Source organism: Xenorhabdus cabanillasii, assembly GCF_003386665.1.
GTDB classification, from domain to species: domain Bacteria; phylum Pseudomonadota; class Gammaproteobacteria; order Enterobacterales; family Enterobacteriaceae; genus Xenorhabdus; species Xenorhabdus cabanillasii.
Window position 1 is genome coordinate 163,986 of record NZ_QTUB01000001.1, and the last position, 11,628, is coordinate 175,613.

11 protein-coding genes are annotated in these 11,628 nt (G+C 44.4%); 3 read left to right on the plus strand and 8 right to left on the minus strand.

What is annotated here, in order from left to right:
- Positions 1-36 precede the first annotated feature (36 nt).
- From rraA to priA, 7 genes are all read right to left on the minus strand, one after another.
- Entirely contained in the window at positions 37-546 is a 510-nt protein-coding gene (gene rraA, locus BDD26_RS00825) for a ribonuclease E activity regulator RraA (RefSeq protein ID WP_038259705.1), read from the minus strand.
- Positions 547-654: 108 nt separating this feature from the next.
- Positions 655-1,572, minus strand: coding sequence for a 1,4-dihydroxy-2-naphthoate polyprenyltransferase (locus BDD26_RS00830; RefSeq protein WP_115825309.1), 918 nt, complete (start codon positions 1,570-1,572; stop codon positions 655-657).
- Positions 1,573-1,681: 109 nt separating this feature from the next.
- On the minus strand, positions 1,682-3,013 hold the full coding sequence (gene hslU, locus BDD26_RS00835) for an ATP-dependent protease ATPase subunit HslU (RefSeq protein WP_115825310.1): 1,332 nt from the start codon (positions 3,011-3,013) through the stop codon (positions 1,682-1,684).
- A gap of 11 nt (positions 3,014-3,024) precedes the next feature.
- Positions 3,025-3,555: an ATP-dependent protease subunit HslV gene (gene hslV / locus BDD26_RS00840; protein WP_038259702.1), complete on the minus strand. Its 531-nt coding sequence runs from the start codon at positions 3,553-3,555 to the stop codon at positions 3,025-3,027.
- A gap of 128 nt (positions 3,556-3,683) precedes the next feature.
- Complete coding sequence (gene ftsN / locus BDD26_RS00845; RefSeq protein WP_115825311.1) at positions 3,684-4,532, minus strand: cell division protein FtsN; 849 nt, start codon at positions 4,530-4,532, stop codon at positions 3,684-3,686.
- A 74-nt stretch (positions 4,533-4,606) separates the two neighbouring features.
- On the minus strand, positions 4,607-5,632 hold the full coding sequence (gene cytR, locus BDD26_RS00850) for a DNA-binding transcriptional regulator CytR (protein WP_038259699.1): 1,026 nt from the start codon (positions 5,630-5,632) through the stop codon (positions 4,607-4,609).
- 308 nt (positions 5,633-5,940) lie between these two features.
- A complete protein-coding gene (gene priA / locus BDD26_RS00855; protein WP_115825312.1) occupies positions 5,941-8,139 on the minus strand; it encodes a primosomal protein N' in 2,199 nt (732 codons plus the stop codon).
- 222 nt (positions 8,140-8,361) lie between these two features.
- Here priA and rpmE point away from each other — a divergent pair, with 222 nt between their 5' ends.
- Positions 8,362-8,577 (plus strand): 50S ribosomal protein L31, encoded by a 216-nt coding sequence (rpmE, locus tag BDD26_RS00860; protein WP_038259716.1) that lies wholly within the window; start codon positions 8,362-8,364, stop codon positions 8,575-8,577.
- 242 nt (positions 8,578-8,819) lie between these two features.
- Positions 8,820-9,380, plus strand: coding sequence for a Panacea domain-containing protein (locus tag BDD26_RS00865; protein WP_115825313.1), 561 nt, complete (start codon positions 8,820-8,822; stop codon positions 9,378-9,380).
- Between the two features lie 476 nt (positions 9,381-9,856).
- Here BDD26_RS00865 and metJ read toward each other — a convergent pair whose 3' ends face one another.
- On the minus strand, positions 9,857-10,174 hold the full coding sequence (gene metJ / locus BDD26_RS00870) for a met regulon transcriptional regulator MetJ (protein ID WP_038259696.1): 318 nt from the start codon (positions 10,172-10,174) through the stop codon (positions 9,857-9,859).
- A gap of 291 nt (positions 10,175-10,465) precedes the next feature.
- Here metJ and metB point away from each other — a divergent pair, with 291 nt between their 5' ends.
- Positions 10,466-11,626 carry a cystathionine gamma-synthase gene (metB, locus tag BDD26_RS00875; RefSeq protein WP_115825314.1) on the plus strand — a complete coding sequence of 387 codons (1,161 nt, stop codon included), beginning with the start codon at positions 10,466-10,468 and terminating at the stop codon, positions 11,624-11,626.
- Positions 11,627-11,628 lie beyond the last annotated feature (2 nt).

Genomic DNA, 11,628 nt, shown 5'->3' on the forward strand with positions numbered 1-11,628 from the left:
GGAGATTGATGATAGGGCTATAGGTTTATGCGGATATTACACTTCATCATCGTCGCTATCGTCATCCATCTCCAGCGGAACTTCTGATAGGATCATCCCTGTATTATCTGCATAAAGATAATCGCCGGAAAAGAAAGTAACTCCACCGAAATTCACCCTGATATCACTTTCTCCGATGCCTTCGCTGTTAGAGCCAGCAGGAATAGCAGCCATTGCCTGAATGCCAATATCGAGTTCAGCAAGGTGGTCTACCTGACGCACGGCGCCGTAGACGACGATACCTTCCCATTCGTTATTGACAGCAAGTTGAGCCAGCTCGGCATCGACAAGAGCCTTGCGTACCGATCCACCACCATCGGCGAGTAAAATGCGTCCACGTCCGGGTTCTTCCAGTAAATCATAAAGCAATCCATTGTCTTCAAAGCATTTCACTGTGATGATTTGACCACCAAATGAAGTACGCCCACCAAAGTTGGAGAATAATGGCTCTACCACGTTTACATCTTCTTGATAGATATCACAAAGTTCGGAAGTATCATATTTCATGGGATTTACGTCTGGTTTATGCAAGGAATGAACAGTATATCCTTTTAAGGCCAGTGTTGGCAAAATCATCAATCTTAAAACGTGTGTATAAAATTGATATGTAATCGCCTAATTAAGTATCAATCCAATGGAAAACAGGATATTAGTCAATAACGCAGCCTTGACCATTTGTACCAGCTTGGGGCGCATACCTTCGGCAGTTGGATCGCGCAGTACCTGTAACATATGCTGAAATAACAAGGGGAAAGACAGTAAAAATAACCAGTTATACCAGTTATTTAGATAAAAAAGAGTAAAGATGACAAAGCAGAGCATGGCACCTGTAAGCAGTGCCGCATGATAGTAACGGGCTTTTTTTCCACCTAGTCTGACCGCCAGTGTATTTTTACCGTTTTGGCGATCTATTTCGATATCACGTAAGTTATTAATATTCAACACCGCCACGGAGAGTAAGCCACAGGCCGTTGCGGGCAGAACGGTATCCAGAGAAAAAGTCTTGGTTTGCAGATAGTAAGTACCAAGGACACTGAGCCAACCAAAGAAAATAAGGACGGAAAGGTCACCCAACCCCATATAACCATACGGCTTAGCGCCCACCGTATAAGTAATCGCAGCGATGATCGCCAGTAATCCCAGGCCCAGAAAGCCGATAATATCGTTTGGGCTATGACAAGCAACGGTGATGAGAGAAATTCCTGACAGACAAGAGAGCAACACGGTAATTTTCAATGCGGCTTTCATTTGTTGTGCTGTGATCAAGCCCTTTTGCATGCCGCGCATTGGGCCAATGCGTTTTTCGGTATCACTACCTTTAGTGACATCACCATAATCATTGGCAAGATTGGACAGAATTTGTAGCAGAGAAGCAGTTAATAAGGCCAGCAACGCCACCGGCCATTTGAAATGACCCGCCCATGATGCAAGAGCAGATCCGGTCATAATGGCTGCTACGGCAAGTGGAAGGGTTTTGAGGCGTAAGCTTTCCAGCCATGCCTGTATTTGATTGCCCATTGTTATTGAACTCATATTGCTATCAAATATTTCAGTGTAATAGATTTTGATTTAAGAAAAAGAGAAATGGGAGGTAAGCCTCCCATTCCATTTTTCACTGCTGTTGAGTCAGGCTCTAAACCGGTTATAAGATAAAACGGCTCAGATCTTCATCAGCTACCAGCTCATCTAAGTGTGTTTTGACATAGTCAGCATTGATTTCAACAGACTGCCCCTGACATTCGCTGGCTTCGAAAGAGATATCTTCCATCATGCGTTCAAGCACAGTATGCAAACGGCGGGCACCAATATTTTCGGTTGTCTCATTAACCTGCCATGCAGCTTCTGCGATTCTGCGAATACCGTCAGCGGTGAACTCAATATTCATGCCTTCAGTGGCCATCAACGCTTTGTACTGTTCTGTCAGTGAAGCATTCGGTTCAGTCAGGATGCGCTCAAAGTCTTCAGTTGTCAGTGCCTGCAATTCAACACGGATAGGCAGACGTCCTTGCAACTCTGGGATCAAATCGGAAGGGCTGGCAACCTGGAATGCGCCTGAAGCGATGAACAGAATGTGGTCGGTTTTTACCATACCGTGTTTGGTGGAGACAGTACAACCTTCAACCAATGGCAGAAGGTCACGCTGGACGCCTTCGCGGGAAACATCCGGGCCGGAGCTTTGGCCACGTTTACAAATTTTATCAATTTCATCGATAAAGACGATACCATGCTGTTCAACTGCATCAATTGCTTGCTGTTTCAACTCTTCAGGGTTAACCAGTTTCGCAGCTTCTTCTTCTACCAGCAGTTTGAACGCATCTTTGATCTTCAGCTTACGACTTTTTTGACGCTGACCAGCCAGGTTCTGGAACATAGACTGTAATTGATTGGTCATTTCTTCCATACCCGGAGGTGCCATGATTTCAACACCAACAGGAGCTGCCGCAACTTCGATCTCGATTTCTTTGTCATCCAGCTGGCCTTCACGCAGTTTCTTGCGGAATGTCTGGCGGGTTGAGGACTGCTCTGGTTGAGTTTCAGGTTGGCCCCAGTTATTTTTTGCTGGTGGCAACAGAACGTCCAGAATACGCTCTTCAGCCAGTTCTTCGGCACGATGGCGGTTTTTCTCAATAGATTGCAGGCGAACCATTTTCACGGCAGCGTCAGTCAGATCACGAATAATGGAATCGACTTCTTTACCGACATAACCGACTTCAGTGAATTTTGTTGCTTCAACTTTGATAAAAGGTGCATTGGCCAGTTTTGCCAGACGACGGGCGATTTCGGTTTTACCAACACCGGTTGGGCCAATCATCAGAATATTTTTCGGAGTTACTTCATAACGCAGTGATTCATCCAACTGCATACGACGCCAGCGGTTACGCAGCGCAATGGCAACAGCACGCTTTGCTTTATCCTGACCGATGATATGATTGTCAAGTTCGCTGACAATTTCGCGAGGAGTCATTTCAGACATACTATCTATCCTTACGCTTTTGAGGACAATTCTTCGAAGTTATGATTTTGGTTGGTGTAGATACAGATATCGCCAGCGATAGTCAGGGCGCGTTCTGCGATTTCCCGGGCGCTGAGTTCGGTGGTTTCCAGCATTGCGCGAGCAGCTGCTTGTGCATATGAGCCACCGGAGCCAATAGCGATAAGATCATTTTCCGGCTGAATCACATCACCGTTACCTGTAATAATCAGAGATGTATTTTCATCTGCAACGGCAAGCAAAGCTTCCAGCTTGCGGAGCATTCTGTCTGTCCGCCAATCTTTGGCTAGTTCAACTGCTGCTTTAGTCAAATGCCCTTGATGCATTTCGAGCTTACGTTCAAACAGCTCAAACAGGGTGAAGGCATCTGCAGTACCGCCAGCAAAACCCGCGATGACTTTGTCATTGTAAAGGCGGCGTACCTTACGGACATTGCCTTTCATAACGGTATGACCCATTGTTGCTTGTCCATCACCACCGATGATGACTTGGCCATTACGGCGAACACTTACGATTGTAGTCACGAGTTAGCCCCTGGTTACAAAATAGAAGATGGCACACACGGTACTTTGGCTGGACAATGCCACGATTATTTATCAAAAGCACCGTATGTTTGTTATTAGAGATCAAGATGGGGGAAGTTTTTGATTTTTCAACCCCCAGCAGGGCGGAGAATACAGTTGGAAATCCCGGTATTGGCAATGCGATTGCGCATTTTTTCTGCACCATCTTTGCTCTTATACGGTCCCACTACAACCCGGTTCCAACTGTCTTTTGTTGTAATCTTACTCTCAATACCGACTAACGCGAGGCTGGCACGGACGGATTCTGCCTGCTCTATAGTACGGAATGAGCCACATTGTAGCATTAATCTGGATTCATTTAGCGCTGTCTTTGGCTTACTGGTCTCATTGGATGTTTGAGACCGAGGTATTTGAGCCTGAGGTGATTGAAATTGCACCGATGGTTTATTCTCCTGTTGAAGTACCGGATTTTGCTGTGGAGTATATTCTGGAGATGGTTTTTGTACCGGTGGATTCACAAGGACGTGTGAGCGAGGAACTGGCTCACTGTTATATGGTACTTCAGCTAATTGTGTTGGAGGCTGGCGCATATCTGCCTGCATTTGTTCAAGTAACTGGCGCTGTTCTGGCGTCAGTTCCGTTGGCCTGTTGTTCTGTTGGTTGGGCGTTGAAGAGGGGTCCTGCATTGATGGCAGGCCAACAGGTCGGTTTTCCAGCTCTTTGATATAACTCCAGCGTTCTTCTGGTATTGGTGGCAGACCATGGCCTTTAAGCTGGTGAGTGATTGGTGGTGTATTTTGTACACTTTCATTTTTAGTATGTACGATGAAATAAAGTCCACCAATGAATGTGACCACCAAAGTGACGGCGATAGCTAATGTCGTCTTAGGTAGCCCTTGAGCCTGATTTTTTTTCTTACCAGTACCTTTCCGACGGGGATTGGAATGCCCGCGACTCACATAATCTCGTTGTGCCACTGTGTTTAATTCGCTGAGTTATTTAAAAAATTAAGGAGCAGATACCTAATGTTACTGAACATGTAGTTATTTGCCTAGCTTTTAGGCGAACAAGTACTCTCACGAATAAGCAATTCTGCATCTAATAATTGTGAACCTTTCGAAACCATACGGCCCTGGAGCTGTTCCAGCAACAAAAGCATTGAGTTATGTCCAATTTCATAACATGGCTGTGCCACAGTTGTCAGCGGCGGTTCGCTGTATTGCGCCATGTTGATGTTATCAAAACCAACAATGGACAGGTCTTCTGGTAATTTTAATCCCATTTTTTTAGCTTGCCACATTGCACCAATTGCCATGACATCACTATGGCAAAAAATAGCGCTGGGAGGTTCCGGCAGGGTAAGCAGGATTTTTGCTGATTCAGCGCCACTTTCATGGGTGAAGTCACCTCTGACTATATATTCATCACGGATAGGAACGCTGGTACGACGTAATGCCTGAATATAACCCTGAAGCCGATATTGGCACAGTGGCATTGTATCTGGCCCGGTGATACAGGCGATGCGTTTGTGCCCGATTTTTTGCAGGTGATAGGTGGCATTGAAAGCGGAGGTCAGATTATCGATATGGACAGTAGGAAGCCCTAGTTCAGGTGCAAATTCATTAGCCATCACCATGGGAGGCATATTTTTCTGCTCTTCTTTAGAGACATCGAAAGGAACATTTGAGCCAAGTAATATCATGCCATCAATGCGTTTGGTAATGAGCAGATTGATAAAAGCATGTTCTTGCTGTTGTTGATGTTTACAGTCACCAATCAGAACCAAATAACCATGTTTTGCCGCAGTTTCTTCAATGCCGCGGATACTTTCATTGAAGAAAGGATCGCTGATATTCGGAACGATAACCAGGATGGCTCTGGACTCATTTCGCCTCAAATTTTTGGCGAGATTATGCGGATAGTAACCTACTTCCAGTACGGCATTTTCGACTTTCTGGCGGGTGTGCGCAGAAACTTTATCAGGATTCATAAGTGTTCTTGATACAGTTGCGGTAGAAACACCAGCTACTTTTGCGACATCTTTCATTGTCGCTAATGCGCAATTCTTTTTTTCCATAGTTCACTCCTCATGTTCTACAGGTAGCGAAACGATTGCTATCCGAAATGAAAGTAAAAAAACTGAAAGTAAAAAAACGCCAGTCATTCCTGTGGGGAAGCACTGGCGGCTCGTTTTCTACAGTCATATTAATAAATTCATTTTAAACCGATTAACAGTTCAACCCGTTACTTTGTTTACATAAAAAATGTGATATGCATCATTTCTTAGAGCTACTTCGCAAATTAAGGAAATAATTGTCACTGTTTTTTCATCGGCTTCTGCTCAATTTGGAGTTTTTACTGCAATAAACAATTGACTGTTTTTTATCAACCTTCTGTGGGATCAACATCAATATTCCATTTTACTTTACGTGCTTGTGGCAACGCTGTGATGTATGGATAGAGCTCTGCCATCATTTTCTGTAGAAAAATGCGCGAAGAGTGTTGCACCAGTAATTGCCAGCGATATCGGCCACCCCGTTTGGCCTGTAATGCGGGCACCGGTCCCATAATCCATACATGTTCATCATGTTGTGGATAATGTTCAAACAGTTGGCGCATTTGTTGTAAAAAAGCAGGAGCCTGCTGATTATCGTGATCTTCCGACCGTAGCATGATATGGCTGACAAAAGGGGGCAGAAGTACTTGCTGACGTTCTTCCATAGCCTGCTGAGCAAATGCGTCATAGCCTTTCTCCAACAACACCTGTAAAAGTGGATGTTCTGGATGGTGGGTCTGAAGGACAACTTCTCCACGTTTGCCGGCTCGTCCAGCTCGACCGGAGACTTGAGTATACAATTGCGCGAACCGTTCAGCCGCCCGGAAATCGGCAGAAAACAGGGCACCATCGACATCCAATAAAGCGACTAGTGTGACATCAGGAAAATGGTGGCCTTTTGCCAACATTTGAGTGCCAATCAAAATACGGGCCCCCCCCTGATGAATGTCGGTGAGTTGTTGTTCCAGTGCTCCTTTGCGACTGGTGGTGTCTCTGTCGATACGGGTAACCGGGACGTTGGGAAACAGTTGAGTGATGCCATCTTCAAGTTGCTCAGTACCTAGCCCCACAGGGATTAGATGTGTTGTTCCACATTGAGGGCATTGACGAGGAATGGGGCGCTGGCTATCACAGTGATGGCAGCGCAGATAGCGATGATTCTGATGCAGGGTATAGTAGTGATCACAACGCTGGCATTCTGCTATCCAGCCACATTCATGGCAAAGCAGAGCAGGAGAATAACCACGGCGGTTCAGAAATAGGATGACCTGATTATCTGCTTTCAAATGTTCGCCAATGCGGTTAATGAGAGGTTGAGATAAACCGACGGTCAGCGGCAATCCTTTCATATCCAGCAGGTGTTGGGTTGCTGGCAGGGCATGACCGGCTCGTTTCGTCAAAGTCAGTTGTCTGTATTTTCCATGTGTTACATTGAATAGTGTTTCCAGTGCCGGTGTTGCTGTTCCCAGAATGATAGGAATTTTCTCTTTTTTGGCGCGGAAGACCGCCAGATCACGAGCGTGATAGCGCCAGCCATCTTGTTGTTTATAAGAATTATCATGTTCCTCATCAATGATGATGACACCTAAGTGAGCGAAGGGAGTGAACAGTGCTGAACGAGTACCGATGACAATGGCGTTTTCCCCTTGTTTTGCTCTTAACCATACTGATAATCGTTCACTGTTATTTAAGGCTGAATGCAGAACATCAACGGGCGCATTGAAGCGTTCTCTGAATCTGCGGATAGTCTGGGGGGTCAGACCAATTTCGGGAACTAAGATCAGTGCTTGTTTTCCCTGTGTCAAAATGTTTTCCAGGATACTCAGGTATACTTCGGTTTTACCTGAGCCAGTGATGCCGGCAAGTAACCAGGGAGAAAAAGTCTGATCTTCTGCGCGAACGGCTCCAACTGCGGCGGCTTGCTCTGTATTAAGTTTTAGTCGTTCCCCGATGATCCGAAAATGTTCATGCCAATTTTCAGTTTTCGGTTGTACCGGATGTAAATCAATTAATCCCTTTTTTTTCAGTGATTGCAGCGCGCTTTCACTCAATTCCAATTCAGAGACTTGATGGCGATAAATGGATGTTTGGCGCAGTTTGGCTAAAGCCTGTTGCTGTTTGGCAGAGCGTTTAAGTTGTTCCAGAGGCAATGTACTGCCTGTCTCTGTCACTTGCCATTGCCAGAGAGGTGAGAATTCTGCGGGTTTGCCTTGTCGCAGCAAAACAGGTATGGCATGAAAAAGGACTTCGCCAAGTGGATAGTGATAATAGCAGGCAGACCACTGGAGCAACTGCCAAAGATCCTCAGAAAAAAGCGGGGATTCATCAAGCAGTTCGGTAATTGGTTTGAGTTGTTCAAGGGGGAAATCACTGTTGTCTGTAATCCCTGTAACTATACCTATTGCATTGCGTTTGCCAAATGGCACACGTACCCGGATCCCAAGGGCGGGGATCGGCAGTCCTTCAGGTAACAGATAATCAAAAGAACGAGCTAAAGGGACAGGTAAAGCAACCTGAACAACTGTCATAAGGCGATTTCCGAATGAATATTAATGGCAAGACTAAAGCAACATATAATGACAAAGAGTATCATAGCAAATCCGCGGATTTCATTGCGCAATAAAACGATATTCTGTATGATCCGCCGCCTTTGGTATAAAAATTACCGAACTTATTTTAATCAACACGACGTGTGGTGTCTGGCGGCGATAGGGCTGGATAGCGACGCGACCTTAACAGAGGTTTTCCCCATGAAACAAGGTATTCATCCTAAATACGAAGAAATTACTGCATCTTGCTCTTGTGGTAATGTTATCAAAATCAAATCTACCGTAGGTCACGATCTGAACCTGGACGTTTGTGGTGAATGCCACCCGTTCTACACCGGTAAGCAGCGTGACGTTGCGACTGGTGGTCGTGTTGATCGCTTTAACAAACGTTTCACCGTTCCAGGTTTCAAGAAGTAATAAAACTTCCTGCCTGTTATCCGGAATGCCACAAGCTTCTGTCCTTTAGGTCGGGAGATGTTAAGGAAAAAAGGTAATCTGGTAAAAGCGAAAACGCCCGGCGTATAAGCTACGGGCGTTTTTTTGCTATTAATATTGGTTGCATTTTAGTCTCAGAAACAATCGAGAATCATTAAGCTCTGAGGTATACTTCCTCATAATGCGTTATCAATTTGATAACAATGGAGCCATAGGCGATTGCTATGTTTTGTGAAATAAAAGTAGCCCAAATGGCTGCATACCTGCTGTCACAAGAGGGCGGGCGCATGGCATATCTGAAACTAATGAAACTTATGTATCTGTCTGATAGGGAGTATATGAGGAGATACGGTGAATCAATTAGTGGTGACCGTATGGTCTCTATGCCTCATGGACCAGTACTTTCAAATTCACTCGATTTCATGAATGGCACTGTGCAAGGTTCGGATGCTGGCTGGGAAAAATGGATTATTGCTGCTGATAATAACGAGCTGGTTACAAAACTTCTTTTAGCTGACCGTGATGAATATGACGAATTAACAGATGCTGAAATAGAGGTTTTGAATAGTGTTTTTTCAGAATTTGGTCATATGACAAAGTGGCAGATAAGAGATTACACTCACACGCACTGTCCTGAATGGGTTGACCCTCACGGCAGTTCGTATCCGATTGATCCAAAGAGTATTTTCCTTGCGCTTGGCAAATCAGCCGAAGTTGCGATAATGCTTGCTGATAGAATGCGTGAACAGAACCAGTTATATCAGATCGTTAGCAGGTTAGTATGACAGTTAACTTTGCGCCTGTTAAAAAGGGAACCATTATGATACTTACAGGCGCGAAAGACACCTATTTTTTATCTGTAGCGATCCTATATTTTATCCCTCGTTAATGAAATAATGCTTTCTCGCTGTTAATCTAACGACTATTTATCCGGATATTCAGTATGATGATACCTGTATTTTAAATATTGGTGATCACCCCTTTGTTAAGCACAAAAGTTATATTTTTTATAAAAAAGCTGAATTATTGGGAGTCGGTACAGTAACAAGTCAAATTATTGCTGGAGATATTAGAGTATCAGAACCCTGCTATGACGATGTATTTGACAGAATACTGAAAGGATTTAATATCTCATCTCACGTAGCGCCTAAAATAAGAAAATTTTACAACAAATACCTTGTATGATTTTGGGCTATGTACTCACATGAAAATGCTAGCCTGAATGGTATGTTACACCTGCCTTTCTGGCTAACATTTCTGTTCAATATTCCCAAGTCTCAGGATCGATCCCATGCTCACGCATTATGGCTTTTGCAGCTTCAGGGATTTCATCATGACGTTCTTTACGTAAATCATTATCGTTGGGCAAGGGTTGTCCAGTGAACGCATGGAGAAATGCTTCACACAGCAATTCGCTATTTGTTGCATGACGCAGATTGTTTACCTGACGACGAGTACGCTCATCTGTCAGTATTTTCAATACCTTTAATGGAATTGAAACCGTAATTTTTTTGACCTGTTCACTTTTTTTGCCATGTTCAGCATAAGGGCTGACATACTCACCATTCCACTCAGCCATGAGATACCTTAAATATTTTTAAATCAAGCAACTGAAATCAGAAACAAAAGGAATTATTTCTGAGCTATGTTCGTGTCGATAATTCGGCATTTTAGCATATTTCCCCTATCGACTATATCGCTATGGTTAATCAATTCACAAAATATGCCCTAATCTGGCATAAAAAGCGGGGGGAATGATTGGATTATGTTATTAAACCGTAAATTATTTTGGATGTCTAGATGTATTGACGTCTATCTTTCTGGAGGGTATTCTTTTGTGACTCCGAAAACAAGATAACGGGTAAAGATTATGGGGTGTAAACAAGCTACGGTCGCAGTACAAAGCGGTACAAATATTGATGAACAATATGGTTGTGTTGTCCCGCCTATCTATCTTTCCAGCACGTACAGTTTCACAGGGTTTAAGGAACCGAGAGCGCATGATTACTCACGGCGTGGTAATCCCGGTCGTGATGTTGTCCAGCAGGTTTTGGCTGAACTGGAGGGCGGAGCAGGTGCTGTTATGACCAGCAGTGGTATGTCAGCCATTCACCTGTTGTGCACCGTTTTCTTGCAACCGGGAGATTTATTGGTAGCACCCCATGATTGTTATGGTGGGAGTTACCGCCTGTTTGATAGCTTAAGCCGCCGTGGCGCTTATGATGTTATTTTCGTTGATCAGGCGGATGATTCGGCACTGAAGCAGGCAATTGCTCAAAAGCCTAAATTGATCTTGATTGAAACACCAAGTAATCCATTGCTGCGTATTGTGGATATTGGGTACATCTGTGGTCTGGCTCGTGAAGCAGGTGCATTGACGGTAGTTGATAACACGTTTTTAAGCCCTGTGCTGCAAAAACCATTGGATTTGGGAGCAGATTTAGTTGTCCATTCCTGCACAAAATACCTGAATGGGCATTCTGATTTGATTGCCGGTGCAATTATTGCCAAAGATCCCACTCTGGCTGAAGATTTGGCATGGTGGGCGAATAATATCGGTGTGACCGGGGGAGCTTTCGACAGTTACTTGTTGTTGCGAGGCATTCGTACTTTGTCTGCGCGGGTACTTCTACAGCAAAGCAACACGGCTGCCATTGTGGAATATTTACAGCAACAGCCACAAGTGAAAAAACTTTACTACCCAGCGCTGAAAGATCATCCAGGGCATGAAATAGCTCTTCAACAGCAAACAGGCTTTGGCGCGATGTTGAGTTTTGAACTTGATGGTGATGAACAAACAATGCGTCGCTTTTTATCTGCGTTAAAATTATTTACTCTGGCAGAATCGTTGGGTGGTGTGGAGTCATTGATTTCTCATACAGCTACGATGACACATGCTGGTATGTCGGCAGAAGCAAGGAAACAGGCAGGGATTACGGACTCACTTCTTCGTGTCTCTGTGGGAATAGAAGATAGTCAGGATTTAATTGCTGATTTGGATAATGCATTTCAGGCAGCGGCAACGAGGTAATC